At 69.0% G+C, this 17,523-nt stretch carries 17 protein-coding genes and 1 riboswitch; of the genes, 9 read left to right on the forward strand and 8 right to left on the reverse strand.

What is annotated here, in order from left to right; all coding sequences use genetic code 11:
* Window positions 1–288: 288 nt before the first annotated feature.
* Entirely contained in the window at window positions 289–1,683 is a 1,395-nt protein-coding gene (locus tag ACFYVR_RS05335; protein ID WP_387470438.1) for a wax ester/triacylglycerol synthase family O-acyltransferase, read from the reverse strand.
* A gap of 650 nt (window positions 1,684–2,333) precedes the next feature.
* On the opposite strand from ACFYVR_RS05335, the gene ACFYVR_RS05340 reads away from it, so the two are divergent.
* The 3 genes from ACFYVR_RS05340 to ACFYVR_RS05350 all read left to right on the forward strand — a co-directional run bounded on the left by ACFYVR_RS05340 (window position 2,334) and on the right by ACFYVR_RS05350 (window position 6,012).
* Window positions 2,334–3,566 (forward strand): cytochrome P450, encoded by a 1,233-nt coding sequence (locus ACFYVR_RS05340; protein ID WP_387470440.1) that lies wholly within the window; start codon window positions 2,334–2,336, stop codon window positions 3,564–3,566.
* On the forward strand, window positions 3,563–4,750 hold the full coding sequence (locus tag ACFYVR_RS05345; RefSeq protein WP_387470442.1) for an MFS transporter: 1,188 nt from the start codon (window positions 3,563–3,565) through the stop codon (window positions 4,748–4,750). Before ACFYVR_RS05340 ends, ACFYVR_RS05345 begins: the two co-directional genes overlap by 4 nt.
* A gap of 71 nt (window positions 4,751–4,821) precedes the next feature.
* Window positions 4,822–6,012: a serine/threonine-protein kinase gene (locus tag ACFYVR_RS05350; protein WP_387470444.1), complete on the forward strand. Its 1,191-nt coding sequence runs from the start codon at window positions 4,822–4,824 to the stop codon at window positions 6,010–6,012.
* 128 nt (window positions 6,013–6,140) lie between these two features.
* Here the strand turns inward: ACFYVR_RS05350 and ACFYVR_RS05355 are convergent, their stop codons facing one another.
* Complete coding sequence (locus ACFYVR_RS05355; RefSeq protein ID WP_387470446.1) at window positions 6,141–7,421, reverse strand: hypothetical protein; 1,281 nt, start codon at window positions 7,419–7,421, stop codon at window positions 6,141–6,143.
* 216 nt (window positions 7,422–7,637) lie between these two features.
* Window positions 7,638–7,754: riboswitch (SAM riboswitch) on the forward strand.
* 50 nt (window positions 7,755–7,804) lie between these two features.
* Between ACFYVR_RS05355 and ACFYVR_RS05360 the strand changes: the two genes are divergently transcribed.
* Both ACFYVR_RS05360 and ACFYVR_RS05365 read left to right on the forward strand, forming a co-directional pair.
* The gene (locus tag ACFYVR_RS05360) at window positions 7,805–9,085 is read left to right on the forward strand and encodes an aminotransferase class V-fold PLP-dependent enzyme (RefSeq protein ID WP_387470448.1); all 1,281 of its coding nucleotides are present in this window, start codon (window positions 7,805–7,807) and stop codon (window positions 9,083–9,085) included.
* A gap of 153 nt (window positions 9,086–9,238) precedes the next feature.
* Window positions 9,239–9,856, forward strand: a complete 618-nt coding sequence (locus ACFYVR_RS05365; RefSeq protein ID WP_387470450.1) for a hypothetical protein — start codon at window positions 9,239–9,241, stop codon at window positions 9,854–9,856.
* A gap of 54 nt (window positions 9,857–9,910) precedes the next feature.
* On the opposite strand, the gene ACFYVR_RS05370 is transcribed toward ACFYVR_RS05365, so the two are convergent.
* The 5 genes from ACFYVR_RS05370 to ACFYVR_RS05390 all read right to left on the reverse strand — a co-directional run bounded on the left by ACFYVR_RS05370 (window position 9,911) and on the right by ACFYVR_RS05390 (window position 12,943).
* A complete protein-coding gene (locus ACFYVR_RS05370) occupies window positions 9,911–10,381 on the reverse strand; it encodes a winged helix-turn-helix domain-containing protein (protein ID WP_387470452.1) in 471 nt (156 codons plus the stop codon).
* A gap of 90 nt (window positions 10,382–10,471) precedes the next feature.
* On the reverse strand, window positions 10,472–11,029 hold the full coding sequence (locus ACFYVR_RS05375; protein ID WP_387470454.1) for a flavin reductase family protein: 558 nt from the start codon (window positions 11,027–11,029) through the stop codon (window positions 10,472–10,474).
* 113 nt (window positions 11,030–11,142) lie between these two features.
* A complete protein-coding gene (locus ACFYVR_RS05380) occupies window positions 11,143–11,241 on the reverse strand; it encodes a putative leader peptide (protein WP_387470456.1) in 99 nt (32 codons plus the stop codon).
* A 73-nt stretch (window positions 11,242–11,314) separates the two neighbouring features.
* Complete coding sequence (locus ACFYVR_RS05385) at window positions 11,315–11,788, reverse strand: YbaK/EbsC family protein (RefSeq protein ID WP_387470458.1); 474 nt, start codon at window positions 11,786–11,788, stop codon at window positions 11,315–11,317.
* Between the two features lie 63 nt (window positions 11,789–11,851).
* On the reverse strand, window positions 11,852–12,943 hold the full coding sequence (locus tag ACFYVR_RS05390; RefSeq protein ID WP_387470460.1) for a hypothetical protein: 1,092 nt from the start codon (window positions 12,941–12,943) through the stop codon (window positions 11,852–11,854).
* A 159-nt stretch (window positions 12,944–13,102) separates the two neighbouring features.
* Between ACFYVR_RS05390 and ACFYVR_RS05395 the strand changes: the two genes are divergently transcribed.
* The gene (locus tag ACFYVR_RS05395; RefSeq protein ID WP_387470462.1) at window positions 13,103–13,699 is read left to right on the forward strand and encodes a TetR/AcrR family transcriptional regulator; all 597 of its coding nucleotides are present in this window, start codon (window positions 13,103–13,105) and stop codon (window positions 13,697–13,699) included.
* Here the strand turns inward: ACFYVR_RS05395 and ACFYVR_RS05400 are convergent.
* Window positions 13,690–14,214 (reverse strand): 2-oxo-4-hydroxy-4-carboxy-5-ureidoimidazoline decarboxylase, encoded by a 525-nt coding sequence (locus ACFYVR_RS05400; protein ID WP_387470463.1) that lies wholly within the window; start codon window positions 14,212–14,214, stop codon window positions 13,690–13,692. The two genes, ACFYVR_RS05395 and ACFYVR_RS05400, sit on opposite strands and share 10 nt — an antisense overlap.
* Before the next feature lie 128 nt (window positions 14,215–14,342).
* Between ACFYVR_RS05400 and ACFYVR_RS05405 the strand changes: the two genes are divergently transcribed.
* The 3 genes from ACFYVR_RS05405 (at window position 14,343) to ACFYVR_RS05415 (ending at window position 17,470) form a co-directional block, all read left to right on the forward strand.
* Complete coding sequence (locus tag ACFYVR_RS05405; protein ID WP_387470465.1) at window positions 14,343–15,170, forward strand: crotonase/enoyl-CoA hydratase family protein; 828 nt, start codon at window positions 14,343–14,345, stop codon at window positions 15,168–15,170.
* A 132-nt stretch (window positions 15,171–15,302) separates the two neighbouring features.
* Window positions 15,303–15,785, forward strand: coding sequence for a MarR family winged helix-turn-helix transcriptional regulator (locus ACFYVR_RS05410; RefSeq protein ID WP_387470467.1), 483 nt, complete (start codon window positions 15,303–15,305; stop codon window positions 15,783–15,785).
* Window positions 15,782–17,470: an MDR family MFS transporter gene (locus tag ACFYVR_RS05415; protein WP_387470469.1), complete on the forward strand. Its 1,689-nt coding sequence runs from the start codon at window positions 15,782–15,784 to the stop codon at window positions 17,468–17,470. Before ACFYVR_RS05410 ends, ACFYVR_RS05415 begins: the two co-directional genes overlap by 4 nt.
* Window positions 17,471–17,523: the final 53 nt, after the last annotated feature.

Consider the following 17,523-nt stretch of genomic DNA (forward strand, 5'->3'; position numbering starts at 1 on the left):
GCGGGTGTCACCAGTTGTCGGATCAGATGCAAACCTTCTCCACCGCCGCCGAGAACGAGGGTCTCGCCGTGCCGCACCCGCCCAGGCTTTCGGTCCCACCGCCGTGCCGGGTAGGGGAGCGTGCCACCGTCTGCGCGGTTGCAGCGGGACACGGAGGGAGGCCACGCGATGACCGACAGCCCACACGGCCACGACCGTGCTCGCTGACGTGGTGCGGATGTCGGGAGTGGGCTGTCGGTGGGGTGCGCGGTCGTACACGCACGTCCCTCTCTGGCCGGGTGCCGGGCTCTACAGGCCGACGGCGTATTCGAGGGCGCCGAGTTCGTCGTCGAGGTGGTCGAGCATCGGCGCCAGGTCGGGCAGGGTGCGGCGGCAGCCGGTGAGCCCGAACGCGATCTCGTCGTCGGTGCTGGTGCAGGTGATGTTCAGGGCCTGCCCACGGACCGGGATCGACAGCGGGTACAGGGCGGTGAGGCGGGCGCCGTTCCAGTACAGGGGCTCGCTCGGCCCCGGCACGTTGGAGATCATCACGTTCGCGGGGCGGATGAACGAACCGATCCCGAACATGCCCAGAGCCAGCGGGACGGTGCCGAGGGCGCTCGCGGCCAGGTTCTGGGTGCGGCTCATGGTGCGCATCGCGTTCTTGCCGTCGGTCATGGCGGCGTGCACCGTCTCGAGTCGCAGCGCCGGATCGTCGAGATGGGTGCCGAGGTTGCACGAGAGCATCCCGATCTCGTTGCCCGTCTTGGTTTCCCGCTTCTCACCTCGTAGCGAGACCGGAACCATGGCGATCAGCGGATGCTCGGGCAGCACCCCGAGAGCGCCGATGAACGTACGCAGAGCGCCCGAGCACATCGCGAGGACCACGTCGTTGACGGTGGCGTCGGCGTGCTTGGCGACCAGGCGCAGCCGTTCGAGTGGCCAGGAGCGGGCCGCGAATCGTCGGGCCCCGCCGATCGGCACGTTGAGCATCGAGTGCGGTGCGGCGAGTGTGAGTGCGCCGCCGCGGTGGTGCAGCGCCCGGTCGACGGTGCCCGCGAGGGCGGGCAGCAGACCGGCCACCTCGCCGACGGTGTCGCGGGCCACGCGCAGGGCCGCCGCGGGCAACGCGGGTGCGCTCACTCGGCCCGGCAGGTCGCCGGCCGCGACCAGGTGGCGCTGCCGGGTCAGCGGTTCCCAGGGTGCGGGCATCGCTCGCGCGCCCGGGTCCTCGCTGAGCGCGCTGCGCAGCAGCTTCATCGCCGACACCCCGTCGGCGAGGGCGTGGTGGATCTTCATGTACACCGCGAGGCGTCCGTCGGCGAGGCCCTCGATCAGGTGCATCTCCCACAGTGGGCGGCTGCGGTCGAGCAGGCCGGCGTGCAGGCGGGAGACCAGATCGAGCAGTTCGGTGACCCCGCCCGGCTGGGGGAGGGCGTCGTGGCGGACGTGGTGGCCGAGGTCGATCTCGGTGTCGGATTCCCAGCCCCACTGGCCCAGCGTGGTCAGCGACCGTGCGGCCCGTTTGCGCAGCAGCGGGGACACCTCGCCTCGCGTGAGCGCCGCGTCGAGCATCGTGCGGACGTCGCGCGCGTCGGAACCTTCAGGCGGGTCGAACACCGCCAGGCCCCCGACGTGCATCGGATGGTGGCGGGACTCGCCGATCAGGAACATCGAATCGGTCGGCGACATCGGTAACAGCAAAGCTTCGGCCCTTCCATCTTGTCCGTGCCGGACTGCGAGCGGTCCGGCCCCCCCGAGGAGCTGCGTGTAGGGATCTGTGTGTCCAGCGGTAACACCAAAGTGTGAGGCAAATCACGATCGCGGCCGCCAGCGTCTTTTTACATCACAGTTGTGACAAATACCACCTGGTCGAGTGTCCAATTGTGTCCCGGCGGCAAGGTTGTCGGCGCCCCGCTGTCCGGCGGGAGGTGGCCGCGGCGTCGGTCAGCTGCACGCCGCGACGGTCGTCGGACCGCCCCGTGGGGCGCACGGGTCCACGGCACCGCGAGCGAGGACATCCGCCGGCGCGGGCGACCGCGGATCGGATCGGTGACACGTCCGTCGTACTCGCCCCCCGCATCACGCATCTCGTGGCGAGAAGACCTCGGGGGGTGAGCGGATCCCACACCTTGGGTGGCTTCTGGACCCCGCGCCGATGGATCAGTCTTGTTCATGTCACATCGAGTACAGGAAGGAGGGAAAGGAAATGCGTCGCATCAAGTTCACCGTCGCCGCACTCGTCGGCTTCGTGCCGCGAAAAGCGCCGGGCATGTACGAATGGTCCTGACAATGTTCGAGAGTGCGGGCGGTCGACTTTGTTTCGCCGCCCGCACTCTCATTAGGAGACGTAAATGGCACGGCCACCAATTCTCGGGGCGTCGCGAGCAGCATTGGCGGAAACGTACGATCGCGGGCGGCTGTCCTTTCTGCTCGACGCCGCAGAACTCGGACCGATAGTCGAACTCTGGCCGGGAACTTTCCTCGTGTCGGGTCACCGCGAGGTACACGACGTACTCGTCGGGTCGAATCGCAAATTCTTGTCGACACAGAATTTCCTCAGGAACAAGGTGTCGGGCGATCTCGGATCCGAATCGGTGCAGAAGTGGATGAGATCGCGCAAGGCGGCATCCGCGGCGTTGGCATCACGTGATCGCCTCGAAGACCACCAGGTCGAACTCGCACAACACACACACGCAATCGTCCGGAGTTGGGTGGGGAGGACGGTCGGTGACCGCGAGCTGATCGACACCTTGCAGGTTCTCACGTCCGCGTCCATCAGTCGGTACTGCTTCGGAACGCGGAACGTCGACGAGATCCCCTCTCTCGCACAGGAACTCCTCGATTCGCTCTTCCCGATCACGGCGAGCCCGTTCGTCCTACCCAGATGGATGCGCTGGCGGCCTTCGGACCTGCGAGTCCGCAGGGCCCTGCGCAATCTCGAATCGGCCGTGGCGCAGCTCGCGCGGACACCGGGCTCGGACGGATTGTGCGACGACCTCCGACGAGCCGATCTGCCGCCCGAAGACGTTGTGCAGATGATTATTTCGACCCTCCTTGCCGCGCACGGCGTTCCGGCGGCAGCGATCCTGTGGGGGATGGTCGAGCTCGGCCGGCACCGCGCCGTCCAGGATCGGCTGCGAGGTGAGGGCGGCGCCGACGCGCTCACACGCGTTGTGTCCGAGACGCTCCGACTGTGGCCGCCGTCGTGGATGTTGGGCCGTGACGCGGCCGAGGACATCCGTTTCGGGGACTGGGAGATGAAGAAGGGCAGTGTGGTGATGGTGTCCAGCTGGGTCACCCACCGGGTCTCGCCCGCCTTCGCGCCGACCGGTGGCGACTTCAGGCCCGAGCGGTGGATCGACGCGGCACCACAGCGCGGCGAGTTCATACCGTTCGGCGGCGGACCGCGATGGTGTGTGGGCGCGAAGTTTGCGGAACGCGAGCTGTCGACCGTCCTGGGCGAGATCGTCCGAAATTCCACGATGCGAATTCAGCTGTCGGGCGCCGAACTGAAGGTGAACGAGCGCAGAACTCTCACCCCCGAGGACTTCGCCATGAGATTCGACGTCCCGGTGAGCGCGTGACGCCCGGAAGACTCCGGGCCAGGCTGGGATTCGCCTTCCTCCTCGCCGGCCCGGTCGCCGATTCCGCCATTGTGGTGATCACGGCCGGGTTGGTTGTTGCCGCCGGCGGAGATGCGGCACTCCTGTCCGTGGCATTCGGTGCTCGATGCATCGGAATTCTCGGAGCGGGGGTCGTCGCCGGCACGTTGGCGGACAGGCTCGACAAACGGGCGATCATCCTGTCGACATATGTTGGGCGTGGTGCACTGATCGCCATACTGCCGGCACTTGCGGGCGGACTTCCCGTTCTGCCCGTGATGATCGCCCTGGGTATCTGTAGTGGGCTCTCGCAGCCGGCCGCGACCACTGCGGTCTATCTCTCGGTTCCACGCGACGACCGGGCCGACCGGCTGGCGATCTGGCATTCGCTGACCCTGACCGTGCAGGTGGTTTCGCCCGCGGCGGCGGCACTGCTCATCTCGGTCACCGGACCCACCGTGTCGGCATTTCTGCTCATTGCGGCGGTGGCCGTGGGTGCCACGTGCGCGGGTGCGGTCACCCCGGGTCCGACGCGAACCGACCCGTCCACGGGGATTGTTCAGGACACGTGTGCGGGTCTCCGCTACGTCAGGGAATGCCATTGGCTGCGGACGGTGATCCTGGTGTCTGCGGCACAAACCGCGCTACCGGTCCCGGCCTGGCTCCTGATCGTCAACGCGGGGTCGAGCGAGCAATGGTTCGCGGGCGCCCAGGGTTACATCATGGCCCTGTTCGCGCTCGGTGGCATTGTGGCCACGAGCCTGCTGGGAAAGCGGATTCCCTCTCGTACAGCACAATCGGCGTTGCTGGCGCAGGGGGCGATCTGCGTCGGCCTGGTGACGTTGAGCCTGTGTCCACCGTTCTCCGTCATGGCCGTGGTGGCACTGCTCGCCGGCGCCGCGATTCGAGTGGGCAGCGTCTGGGCGGATGTCCTCGTGGCGACGCGAGTGCCCGAAGAGATGCTCGGACGAGTCGCGGGTTTGGGCGCGACCCTCGCCAATGTGTGCATGCCGGTCGGTTACATGATCGCCGGTGCGCTCCAGGCGCCACTCGGCTCGGCGGCGACCGCGGGCCTCGCGGCTGCAGCGAGTGCGGCCGTGACGGCCGTCGGCGTGGTGCTCGTCTCGACGCCTGCACGGACTCTGCCGGTGCGGAGCGCGGTCTGACGCCGCGGCGTTCACGCAGGCCGACCGGGGACGAGGTCGTGCGGTCCTCCGTGCCGTCTAGCGTTGAGGGTATGTCGGTGGTTCTCGCAGGTCGGTACGAGTTGCGGGGAGTGCTCGGTCGCGGCGGGATGGCGGACGTCCACGAGGGGTGGGACCGACGCCTCGGGCGTCCGGTGGCGGTGAAGGTGCTCCGCGCGGAGTTGGCGGGGGTTCCGGACACCCGTCGGCGTTTCGAGTCGGAGGCGCGGTTGGCCGCGACCCTCACTCACCCGAACATCGTCGCCGTCCACGACAGCGGCGAGGACGCCGGCGTCCCCTACATCGTGATGGAACGCCTGCCCGGTCGGTCGCTCGCCGACGACATTTCCGCCGGTCCCCTGTCCGGGCCGCGGGTGCGCGCGATCCTCGGCCAGATCCTGGCCGCGCTCGGTGCGGCCCACGGGGCGGGCATCGTGCACCGCGACATCAAACCGGGGAACGTCCTGTTCGACGCCGCCGGCACCGTGAAGGTCGTCGACTTCGGCATCGCCAAGAGCGCCGACACCGACCACACCACGACGGGCCTGGTTCTCGGCACTGTCGCCTACCTCGGCCCCGACCGCATTGCCGGCAAGCCCGCGACGGTCGCGGACGACCTCTACGCCGTCGGGGTCGTCGGCTACGAAGCGCTGTCGGGCCGACGCCCGTTCGCGGGTGAGACGATCGCGTCGCTGGTCCACGCCATCATGAACGGACGGTATCCGTCGCTGGCGACCCTGCGGCCGGACGTGGACCCCGCCCTCGTCAACGTCGTCGACCGCGCGATGACCCGCGACCCGCGCCGCCGTTTTCCCGACGCACACGCCATGGCCACGGCACTGCAGACCCCGTACCCGACGTCTCCACCGCCGACGCTGGCCTTCACCCCCGCCGTGCCCGCGCCGGCTCCCGCGCCGGTTCGACGGTCGCGGCGAACGGTCGTCGCCGCCGCCGTCGCGGCTCTGCTGGTGGCCGTCGTGCTCGTGGCACTCGCGGTCTCCTCGCGCGACGGCGGGGGCACCGTCGGCCCCACCTCGGTCGGCCCCGCTCCTCCACCGGTCCCGAGCACCGTCGTCGCGCCGGTCGGCCCCCCGGTGACCAACGGCCCCCCGGTCACGAACGTTCCCCCGCCGACCGAATCGGGCCCGGGCAACGGCAACGACAAGGGCAACGACAAGGGCAACGACAAGGGCAACAAGGACACCGGAAAGACCAACGAGAAGGGCGGCAAGAACGACAACTGAGCGACACCGCCCGGTGAAGCCCGCACACGAGGCGCCCGACGGGGACGGATCGGTGCCGTGTCAACTCTGGTGCGTGCGCACCGGGTCACGATGACACCTGGATCGTGCCCGGATGTTCTCCAGTGTGCTCACCGAAATTCCCCACCCGTCTCCTTCGCTGCCGGCTCGACCCGGACTACTTCGGGTGGCCATCGACCGGGTGTGACGCCGATTGGTGGCGTGTCCTCCCACGGCACCGTGGGACCTTCATTCCACGCTCCGGGTGAAGTGAAGTCGACGTCTCCGCCCTTGAAAACCGCCCCGGAGAAGTCGACATCGGCACCACAGAAGACGGATTCGGAGAAGTCGACTTCGCCACCCCTGAGGAAGGCAGTCTCGGAGAAGTCGACATTTCCGCCTCTGAACACCGCCCCGGAGAAGTCGATCCGGCCGCCGCTGTAGACCTCGGCGCCGAAGAAGTTCACATCACTGTCGAGGATTGTCTCGGAGAAATCCACCATCCCTCCCCGAAAACCGGCGCCGGAGAAGCTGATCCAGGAACTCTCGAAAGTGGCAGACCAGAAGCTGACCTCGCCGTCGACGAAGGTCGCCCTGGAGAAGTCGACCGTCGCGCCGGAGAACACGGATCCCCGAAAGCTGACCTCTCCGCTCTCGAAGACCGTTCCGGAAAAGTCGACCCGGCCGGAGAACCTGGCACCGAGGAAGTCCATCTCCGCACCGCGGAAATCCGTCTCGGAGAAGTCGAAGTGGCAGCACTGCCAGCTCGACGGCGCGTCCTTCTGGAGATGCTCACGGATCACGCCCACCACCGTCCGTCGGACCTGTCTCTCACCTTCGTCGGCGGTCAGTGAGTTGTAGGGCAAGCGCAGGTATCCACACAGCACATCGATGCACACTTGGCGTTCGCGGTCGTTGGGGGTGTCCGAGTTGTGCCAGTCGTCGGCGAGCGATGCCATCGCGTACACGCCAGCCAATCGGACCGTCCCCGAAGGATCGGCCAGTTGCGCCGCGGCGGAGGTGAATCTCGCTCGCAGGTCCCGCACGGTCTCACGACGGTGCGTCTGGTCCAGCGCCTGCTGCTGCCGATCCAAGGTGCCCTGAAGTTTCCTGTTCTCCGCCGCAAGCTGATCCCTTGCTTGGCGGAGTTGGTCTGCCGCGATCTTCTCGTTACTGATCCGAGTGCGGTGAACGCCGTAGTAGGCGACGAGAGCGGCGGCGAGAACACCGACTCCGCCGAGGACGGTTCCCTGCGCAGGTTGCAGGTCGTCCCACCGCCAGACGAGAAACGCCGACACGACGCACAGTGCACCAATTGCCCCCGAAACCGCCGCGATTCGCCGCTGCATCGGTATCGACGGCATCAGCCTTCTCCGGCGGAATGCTCCTGCCGGGTTGGTCGATCCGGTCACAGGACAATCATCGCCCAAGGCGATCCGGATGTGCGTGTTTCGGCGCGTGTGGCTGAGGAAGGGTGGTTCCCCCGGCGGGGCCTGTCTGCCTGCCGGCGCAACACGGCGATCCGATCCGGTGAGTGTGATCCCGACGGAGGTCCGTGAGGCACGTCACAGTGGCGCCCGGATCGTTCGGGTTGACAGTGCGCCACTGCCGCTGTCATTCTCGGTTCAGGTCATGAGTGCCAGCGCTTAGCCCCGGCTTGCTGGCCGGCAACCCTCCTCCGCGGTGGGGTGCCCCGGGTGACGACCTGGCCGTGTATCCAAAACCGGACACGGCAAGCGCGGACTCGATGCACAACCACTTCCAGCACGAGTCCCTTGACGTAAGGGATGACGCCATGACCGCTGTACTCGACACCACCATCGCCCTCGACGCCGCTGTCGACGAAAGCTGTGCCACCGCAGGGCCTTTCGCTTCGGTGTGTGGATCCGATCTGGTGGCGCCGCTGGCCGACGGCACGTCGGTCACCTACGCCAACTTCGACTACGCGGCCAGCGCGCCGGCGCTGTCCGCGGTCGCGGAGGCGGTGCAGTCGCTGCTGCCGTTCTACGCGAGCGTGCACCGCGGTGCCGGATTCGCCTCCCAGGTGTGCACCGAGCGCTACGAGGGCGCCCGCGACGTGGTCGCCGACTTCGTCGGGGCCCGCACCGACGACGTCGTGGTCTTCACCCGCAACACCACGGACGCGCTGAACCTGCTCGCGTCCTGCGTGCCCGGCGACACCGTGGTCCTCGACATCGAGCACCACGCAAACCTGTTGCCCTGGAAGCGAAACGGTGCCCGGGTCGTCCGCTCCGCCGACACCGTCGAGGAGACCGTGCAGCGACTGGTCGCCGAACTGTGCACCCGTCCCGCCGCGCTGCTCGCCGTCACCGGTGCCTCCAACGTCACCGGCGAGGTGCTGCCCATCGCCCGGCTGGCCCGGATCGCCCACGAGTGCGGCGCCCGGATCGCCGTCGACGCGGCTCAGCTGCTGCCGCACCGCCGCGTCGACATCGCCGACCTCGACGTCGACTACCTCGTCTTCTCCGGTCACAAGCTGTACGCGCCGTTCGGTGCAGGTGCGCTCGTCGGGCGCGCCGACTGGCTCGACGTGGCCGAGCCGTACCTCGCCGGTGGCGGGGCGACGAAGAACGTCGACCTCGACGGCATCGAATGGGCCACGGCCCCGCAGCGTCACGAGGCCGGGTCGCCGAACGTGCTCGGCGCCGTCGCGATCGCCGCCGCCTGCCAGGCCCTCGCCGCCTTCGACGCGGACGCCGCACAGCGCCACGAGCGGGCACTCTGCGCCCGGCTCGTCGCCGGACTGTCCGACGTCGACGGCGTCGACGTGCTGCGGATCTGGCCGGATTCGCCGGATGCGGTCGGCATCGTCACCTTCACCGTCGCGGGCGCCGCGCCGCGCGAGGTCGCGACGTACCTGTCCGACCTGCACGGCATCGGCGTCCGGGACGGACGTTTCTGCGCGCACCCGCTGCTGTCGCGGCTCGGCCACGGCGACGGCGCCGTCCGCGCGAGCCTCGGGCTGGGCAGCAGCAGCGCCGATGTGGACCGGTTGATCGCCGCCGTCGGCGAGTTCGTGCGTGGGCGCGCGACGGACGCCGCCGCGGCGCGGTAACATCCTTGCCATGACAACGGCTGCGGCAGGCACGATCGACGGTCAGTGGTGCCGTCGGCATGTCGACCTGTGCCGTACTGCCTCGGGTATGTGTCCGGCCTGAGTTCCAACTCGCCGAACCACGTCACCCCGCTACATCTCCCGAGGTCTGTCATGTCTGCATCCTTCTCGTCCCTTCGTACTCGCCCGCTGCACGTGGCGGTCGAGCTGTCCGGCGCCGGCCACCACCCGGCGTCCGCCGCGCACACCGAGTTCCGGATCCCGGTGGGGCTCAGCGACTACTGGGTCCAGTTGACGTCGTCGTCGCTCGACCTGGTCGGTGATCCCGGATCGGTGGTCCGGGTCCGTGCCCACGACCTGCGTGAGGCGCAGCAGCGCCGCGAGGCGATCCGCGCCCGCGTCGCCGAGGACGGCCGCGATCCCGATTCGGTCGCCGTCCTGCTCGACATCGAGGTGCTGCTCGCCGACGACCACCGCAGCGCCCGACGGGAACTCGCCCGGCTTGACGCTGGGTTGCGTGAACCCCGTGTGCCCGAATCGATCTCGTATGTCGGCTCGGCCTCCGGTCTGGCCGGTCTGCTGGCCGACATCCGGGCCGCGGAGGTCGCGGACGGTGTCACCCTGCTGCCTCTGGTCCTGCCCCGGGTGCTCGACCGCGTCGTCGACGACGTGCTGCCGCTGCTGCACGACTCCGGCGTGACGCGCCCGTCCGCCGTCCTCGGCGAGGTGCTCGGCCGGTTCGGTCTCTCGCCACGCGAACTCGCCTCCTGAAACAGCCTCCACGAAGCGAACCCTCGCCCGGTCGGGACCGGGCGAGGGTTCGCTTCAGTGTGTGACGACGTGGATCTGCGGGTCGGGGTCGTAGCGGTAGCCGGCCCCGCGGACCGTGGTCACCTGCCTGCCGAACCGGCCCAGCTTGGTGCGCACCCGCGACACGTGCACGTCGACGCTGCGTCCAGCGCGGTCCCGCTCGCCGAGGGTGCCGCACAGTTCGAGCATCCGCCGCCGCGACACCACCACCCGCGGCCGGCTCGTGAGATGGGACAGGATCTCGAATTCGGTGTGGCTCAACGAGACCGGTGTCCCGTCGAGCCGGACCTCGCGGGCGGGCAGATCGATCAGAAGCGGGGCCACCGGGTCGAGCCGGGTGAGGGCGTCGACGCCGGGCACCAATTCGCGCGCGGTCGCTCGGAGGGCTTCTGCGAGTGCGGCGAGCTGGCGGTGGTCGGTGGAACCGGTGAACTGCAGGGTGAGCACCAGATCGGTGCTCGACTCACGCACGTACGAAGGGATCATGTGGGACTCCACGTCGGAAGGGGGTTCGGCGGTCGGGTCAGCGACAGCCGCGACACTCCCGTCCGACGTGGATTGCGTTGTGCGCGATGATCATTCGCCCAATGGGGTGGATCGATGGTAGCGGCCGTCGTGGTACAGCAGCGGAGACGCTGCCGCCTCGGCGTCGTTCTCGTCGTGGATCCGGGTCACCAGTCCGATCACGAGGGTGTGATCGCCCGCCGGAATCAGCTGATGCACGGTGGTGCGCAACCAGATCGGGGTTCCGTGCAGCACCGGCTCGCCGCTCTCGAGGCGCTTCCACAGCGAGGTGTCCGCGAAGCGCTGGTCGGCGCTGCGGGAGAACCGCTCCGCGAGCGGGTGCTGGTGCTCGCCGAGCAGGTGGATCACCACCGAATCCGCAGCGTGCAACGCCCGGATGGACGACGAGGTGTGCGCGATGTTGAACGACACGAGCGGCGGGTCCAGCGACAGCGACGCGAACGACGTCGCGGTGAAGCCGACCGGCCCGGACCCGGAGTCGAGAGTGACGATCGTGACGCCGGCGGGGTACCGACGCATCGCCGCCCGGTATCCGTCGGCGGTGACGGCGGTGCCGTCCACCGGCGCGGTGGCGGGGTTCTGCTGCTGGGGTTCGAGCGACTGGGGCATGGGTACTTTCGATTCGGGTGCGCAGGCGACCGGATGCGCCGGCTGTCATGGATGCGCGCGCCGGGGACGCGCTGGGAAACGCGCACGCGGGACGTGCGCGCCTGTGGTTCGAATCAGTGCGAACACAGGCACGTCGTGACACGGCACAGGTCGACGTGGCGACGTCGCCAGCCCTGTTCGGTCACGGTGCCTCCAGAATCGGTTTGCACCACTATAGGTCGACCGCCGGTGCGCGTCGACGGCGAGCCTCGGGTTCGATGCGTCGGCGGGGTGTCGGCGGGCCCGTCAGTTCATGTCGACGGCCAGTCCTGCGGTGATTCGCAGCAGTTCGCGGAAGGTCGTCCGGAACACCGCGTCGGGGCAGCCCGCCGCGGCCCACAGTTCGGGATACGCCTCGAGTGCGTTGTCGACGTAGGTCGACAGGTTCGTCGGGTGCCCCACTGGTGCGACGCCGCCGACGGGCTGCCCGGTGACCTCGCGGACGAGTGTCGCGGGGGCCGGCGTGAGCGTGCCCTCGAGGCGTTTGCCGGTGCGTTCGGTGTCGACCTGGTGGGCGCCGGACACCAGCAGCAGGACGGGTTCGTCGTCGAGGAGGAACACCAGTGACTTGATGATCGCTCCGACGTCGACGCCGAGGGTGGTGGCGGCGTCGGCGGCGGTGTGGGTCGGCGCGTCCTGCGTGACCACCACGCCGTGGTGGCCGCGCGAGATCAGTGTCCGTGCGACGTTGGCCGCGTTCGGGTGCAGTGTTCTCGCCATGCCCCACCCTAGGACCGGCGGGCATCCTGTGCGCGACGAAACGCTCGGGTCGAATTGCGTCCGTTATGCGACCTCGGGTGCCGAGCTCCGTGCTGCGAGACGAGCGGTGCAGCCGAACACCGCGACGACGCCGACCACGGTGTAGAGGACGAGCGTCGCGATCGGCTGCCCGATGCCCGTGCCGTGGAAGTAGACGATGCTGCGCACGCCCTCCGTACCCGCGCCCGGCGTGATCCACCGGCCGATGGCCGCATAGAACAAGGGCAGGACGTTCGATCCGAACGCGCCTCCGGCGCTGGGGTTTCCGAGGACCACGAAGATGACGATCGCCAGCGGCACCGCCAGGATTCCGAGCGCGGCCCGCAGTCCCGCCGTGAACATGCCAGTGGCGAACACCACCCCGGCGCCGAGCAGCGTCAACGGCAACAGGTGGCCGGTGAACGTGCCGAGCACGGTGGTCGTGATCAGGGCGCCGACGAATCCCGACGCCGCCGCGTATCCGGCCGTGATCGTCGTGTGCAGCCCGGCCTCGCGCAGCGTGCGCGGTGCCCCGATCAGCAGTCCGACCGCAGCCGCGAGCAGGTAGCCGCCGACCACCCAGCCGATCGACAAGTAGAAGCCGGACAGGCCGCGGTTGTCGTGGACGCCGACCGGAATCTCGTCGCGCACGACGAAGGTCCGTCCGCTGTCGGCGGTGGCCGCGGTGAAGATTCTCTCGAGCGCGGTTGCGGCGGAACTGCCCGCGGCGCTCGCGGTGATCAGGGTGTCCGGGCCGCTCGCCGCGATCACGTACGCGCCCATCACCTCGCGGTCGCCGATCAGGGTGCGGGCCTCGTAGGTGGTGGCCGCGACGCGGGCCTGCACGGGGTGTCCGTCGATCGCGCCCAGACGGTCGACCACCTGCTGGTCGGCGCCCGCGGGCAGTCCCGGTTCCGCGACCACCGCGATCGGGATGTCGTGTGGGGTGGGCTGGTGGAACGCGGCGACGTAGCTGGTGATGAATCCGATCTGGAGCAGCAGGACGCCGACCGCGACCGCGACGAGGATCTGCTTCGGGCTGTACCGGTCGGTGGGGCTGGTGGAGCGGTGTGGCGGGGTGGCGTCCGGTGCGGAGGCCGTGTCGCCGGGGGTCGCGTCGAGATCGGTGGTGGTCATCGGGAGTCTGCCTTTGCCGCGTTGTGAATACCCAAGGTATTGAATACCCTAGGTATCCAAAATCGGGGCGGTCAAGCTGGAAAATGGACAACCGTGGAATCTGAGTCGAGGACGACACCGGAGCGGCGGCCGCGAGCCGCCTCACACGCCGATCCCGGGATGCTGACCCGGCCCTCGCGCACCGAGGTCCGCCGCCGCCTCCTCGACGCCGCTGCGGAGGAGTTCGCCGAACGCGGTTTCGGTGCCGCCCGGCTCACCGAGATCGCGCGACGTGCCGGATTCACCAAGGGCGCCGTCTACTCCAACTTCGACTCCAAGCAGGACCTGTTCGCGGAGCTGTTCGCCGACCGCTCCCTCGAACTCGCCGGACGGGTTCTCGCCGAGATCGCCGGACTCGACGTCGGCGCCGCCGCCGGGCGCGGCGGAGAGACCATCAGCGCCTGGCTGGTCGGGGACCCGGGGTGGGCTCTGCTCGTCCTGGAATTCGGCGTCCAGGCCGCCCGCGAACCCGCGGTCGCCGAGGCCTACCTGCGCGAACGCCGATCCCTGCGGCGGCAGATCGAGGAACTGATCGCCGAGCGGGCGGCCGAATGGGGAATCCGCGTCGACGCGCGCACGACGGCCATCACGCTGATGGCCCTGATCTCCGGACTGATGCTCGAGCACGCCGTCGACCCTGAGCAGGTGGACCGGCGCGCCGTGCAGGCAGCGGTCTCGGGGCTGTTCGCCAGCGCCCTCGGACGCGGTCAGGAGTAGTTGTCGTAACCGCCCTCGGGGCCGAGCATCCGCTGGATCCGGGTGCGATTGACCTTCGCGAGTTCGCTGACCATCGTCTTGCGTTCGACCTCGGGGGAGTGGGACATCCGCGCGTCGAGGTCGAGGAGCAGTTCGGTTGCGTCGCGGCCGGCGGCGCACCACAGGTACGGATAGCCGAACCGCTGCTCGTAGCTCTCGCAGGCGATCAGGACGGCCAGCATCGTCTCCTCGTCGGGCGCCCACACCGCGCACTGCTCGAGTGAGGAGGCGGTGGTGTGGATCCGGCGGGCCACGGTCGGGTGGCACTGCAGTGCGATGTCGATGTCGGCGGGTGACAGTTCGAAGAGTTCGGTATCGGCACTGCTGAGCAGTGCGTCGTGGGACACGTAGGGGCGTCCGTCCACGATTCGGCCCGCCCAGATCACCGAGTAGTAGCACTCGAACAGGGCATGGGTTGCGCTGCGGGGTGCAAGGGCGTTGAACCGATCCAGTCCGATGCCCTGGTGCATCAACATCTCGACCTCCCCGCGTCGAAAGCATCCCGTGCGTACATCGTGACGGCCGGTCCGCGGCGACGCCACCTGCGGCGACCGAAATTTTCACAGGCTTAACGGGCGGCCACGAAAGAGGTTACTCTCGAGTAATGACTCGAGACGCCTGGAAGGCCTTCACCGTCGAAATCAAGGACCACGTCGCCCAGGTGACGCTGATCGGTCCCGGCAAGGGCAACGCCATGGGGCCCGACTTCTGGAGCGAACTGCCGCAGCTGTTCGGCGACCTCGACGCCGACTCCGACGTGCGCGCCGTCGTCCTCGCCGCCCAGGGCAAGAACTTCTCGTTCGGACTGGACCTCGCGGCGATGGCCCCGGAGCTCGCTCCGGTTCTCGCCGACAAGGCGCAGGCCGCGCCGCGCACGGACTTCCACGCGACGATCCGGCAGATGCAGGGCGCGATCACCGCCGTCGCCGACTGCCGCAAGCCCGTCATTGCCGCGGTCCAGGGCTGGTGCATCGGCGGAGGCGTCGACCTGATCAGCGCCGCGGACATCCGCTACGCCAGCGCCGACGCCCAGTTCAGCGTCCGCGAGGTCAAGGTCGCGATGGTCGCCGACGTCGGCACCCTCGCCCGTCTGCCCCGAATCATCGGCGACGGCCACCTGCGCGAACTGGCGCTCACCGGCAAGGACATCGACGCCGCGCGCGCCGAGAAGATCGGCCTGGTCAACGACGTCCACGAGGACGCCGACGCGGTGCTGGCCGCCGCACACGAGACCGCCGCCGCGATCGCCGCCAACCCGCCCCTCGTCGTGCAGGGCGTCAAGCAGGTGCTCGACCACAGCCGCAAACCCGACGTCGACGACAGCCTGCGGTACGTCGCCGCGTGGAACTCCGCCTTCCTGCCGTCGGAGGACCTCGGCGAGGCCATCGCCGCCGTGTTCCAGAAGCGTGCCCCGGAGTTCAAGGGGAGATAGACCCGGCCCCGCGTCGGGCCCGGCCGACGATGTGCGAAAGGTGCGCAGGTCGGCCGGTTGCCTCGACGGTGGCGTCCACCACATACTTGCGGGCAGCAAGCATTTGAGTGACGCCCTCGAGGAGCGACAGAGATGACCCCGGAAGAGGTCGAGCCGCTGGCCGACCGCATCGGAAACCACATGGTGCGGCTGCAGCGCATGCGGGACCGGACCATGGCGCATGCCAAGACCACGGACGGCATCGACCCCGCCGTCTACGCCTGCCTGTTCCGGCTCATCCAGGACGGGCCGATGCGCTCGAGCGCGCTCGCCGACGCGATGTACTCCGATCCGTCGACCGTCAGCAGGCAGGTCACCCAGCTCGTCGAGCGCGGCCTCGTCGAGCGTCAGCCCGACCCCACCGACGGCCGGGCCAGCGTCCTCGCCGCCACCGACAGCGGACGCGCGGTCGCTGCCCGGGTCCGCGCCCGGCGCAACGAGAAGCTCGGGCAGGTGCTCGCGGACTGGCCCATCGACGACCTCGTCGAATTCGCCCGACTGATGGACCGTTTCGTCGACGACTACGAGCGGATGCGGCCGATCTTCGGCGCCGACCAGCCGAGCGCACCGCGGTGACCCCGGCGGCAGACACGGGAGCGGAGGTCGCCGAGCACGGCGTCTACACGCACCGGCAGATCATGGTCATCCTCTCGGGGCTGATGCTCGGCATGTTCCTGGCATCGCTGGACCAGACCATCGTGGCGACCGCGATCCGGACCATCTCCGACGACCTCAACGGCTACGCCCTGCAGGCCTGGGTGACCACCGCGTACCTGATCACCGCGACGCTGGCGACCCCGCTGTACGGCAAGCTCTCCGACATGTACGGCCGGAAGCCGTTCTACCTGGCCGCGATCACCATCTTCGTCGTCGGATCGATGCTGTGCACGATGGCGCAGTCGATGTACATGCTGGCCGCGTTCCGGGCATTCCAGGGACTCGGCGCCGGCGGGCTGATGTCGCTGGCCCTGGCGATCCTCGCCGACATCGTCAGCCCGCGCCAACGCGCGCTGTACCAGGGTTACTTCCTCGCCGTCTTCGGCACGTCCTCCGTGCTCGGCCCGGTGATCGGCGGACTGCTCGCCGGTCAGGACACCATCGCCGGAATCGCCGGATGGCGGTGGGTCTTCCTGGTCAACGTCCCGATCGGCGCGCTCGCGCTGGCGGTGGTGTCGCGGTTCCTGCGGCTCCCGAAGGTCCGCCGCTCGGGTGTCCGGATCGACTGGTGGGGCGTGGTCGCACTGGCCGTCGGCATCGTGCCGGTGCTCGTCGTCGCCGAGCAGGGTCGCGAATGGGGCTGGGGGAGCCCGGAGTCGATCACCTGCTACGTGATCGGCGCGGTCGGTGTACTCGTCTTCGTCCTCGTCGAGCATCGCCTCCGCGACGCCGCGCTGATCCCGCTGCGGATGTTCCGCAACTCCACCTTCGCGCTCGGCGTGGTCATCTCGATCGTCGTCGGCGCCGCGATGTTCGGGGGCATCTCGCTGATCCCGCAGTACCTGCAGGTGGTGCGCGGGTCGAGTCCGACTCTCGCCGGCATGCAGATGCTGCCGATGGTCCTCGGCCTGATGGTCGGCTCGATCCTGTCCGGACGCCTGATCTCCCGCACCGGGCACTACCGGATCTTCCCGCTGATCGGGGCGGCGACGGTGACCCTCGGCATGTTCCTGATGCACTACGTCCACGCCGACACTCCGCTGCCGATCGTGATGGTGTTCATGGCGATCGCCGGTTTCGGGCTCGGCAACATGATGCAGCCCCTGACCCTCGCCATCCAGAACGCATTGCCGCCGCAGGACATGGGCGTCTCCACCGCGGCCTCGACGTTCTTCCGGCAGATCGGCGGCACACTCGGCGTCGCGGTGTTCCTGTCCATCCTGTTCGCCCAGCTGACGCCGAACATCACCGAGCAACTGCAGTCCGCCGCGTCCGACCCCGGGTTCCAACAGGCCGTCGTCGCGGGCCTGCACGGCGACAACCCCGCGGACGCCGCCCTCGCCGGCGGACTGGTCCACCACGACACGTCCGCGGCTGCCGATGTGCTGCACGACAGTTCGGTCATCCAGCAGCTCAGCCCGGTGCTGGCGCAACCGTTCAAGGTCGGGTTCGCCGACTCGATGTCGACCGTGTTCCTGACGGTGTCGGTCCTGGCCCTGCTCTCGCTGGTGCTGGTGGCGTTCTGGAAGGAGGTCCCGCTGCGTACCAGCAGCGGTCTCGCCGCTGCGGCCGCCGGCCGGGAGGGCGGACACGACCCGGACTGACTCCGCGACGCGACGACTCGGCGGGGCTGGTCTGCATACCGGACGAAGGGCTG

This window comes from Rhodococcus sp. NPDC003318 (genome assembly GCF_042879035.1).
Classification (GTDB): domain Bacteria; phylum Actinomycetota; class Actinomycetes; order Mycobacteriales; family Mycobacteriaceae; genus Rhodococcus_G.

Bases quoted from the DNA above. Each gene is read 5' to 3' on its own strand.
- ACFYVR_RS05340 (WP_387470440.1), top strand. From the start codon at position 2,334: ATGGCACGGCCACCAATTCTCGGGGCGTCGCGAGCAGCATTGGCGGAA.
- ACFYVR_RS05370 (WP_387470452.1), bottom strand. From the start codon at position 10,381: ATGATCCCTTCGTACGTGCGTGAGTCGAGCACCGATCTGGTGCTCACC.
- ACFYVR_RS05410 (WP_387470467.1), top strand. From the start codon at position 15,303: ATGACCCCGGAAGAGGTCGAGCCGCTGGCCGACCGCATCGGAAACCAC.
- ACFYVR_RS05395 (WP_387470462.1), top strand. From the start codon at position 13,103: ATGCTGACCCGGCCCTCGCGCACCGAGGTCCGCCGCCGCCTCCTCGAC.
- ACFYVR_RS05405 (WP_387470465.1), top strand. From the start codon at position 14,343: ATGACTCGAGACGCCTGGAAGGCCTTCACCGTCGAAATCAAGGACCAC.
- ACFYVR_RS05390 (WP_387470460.1), bottom strand. From the start codon at position 12,943: ATGACCACCACCGATCTCGACGCGACCCCCGGCGACACGGCCTCCGCA.
- ACFYVR_RS05385 (WP_387470458.1), bottom strand. From the start codon at position 11,788: ATGGCGAGAACACTGCACCCGAACGCGGCCAACGTCGCACGGACACTG.
- ACFYVR_RS05360 (WP_387470448.1), top strand. From the start codon at position 7,805: ATGACCGCTGTACTCGACACCACCATCGCCCTCGACGCCGCTGTCGAC.
- ACFYVR_RS05365 (WP_387470450.1), top strand. From the start codon at position 9,239: ATGTCTGCATCCTTCTCGTCCCTTCGTACTCGCCCGCTGCACGTGGCG.
- ACFYVR_RS05375 (WP_387470454.1), bottom strand. From the start codon at position 11,029: ATGCCCCAGTCGCTCGAACCCCAGCAGCAGAACCCCGCCACCGCGCCG.
- ACFYVR_RS05400 (WP_387470463.1), bottom strand. From the start codon at position 14,214: ATGTTGATGCACCAGGGCATCGGACTGGATCGGTTCAACGCCCTTGCA.
- ACFYVR_RS05350 (WP_387470444.1), top strand. From the start codon at position 4,822: ATGTCGGTGGTTCTCGCAGGTCGGTACGAGTTGCGGGGAGTGCTCGGT.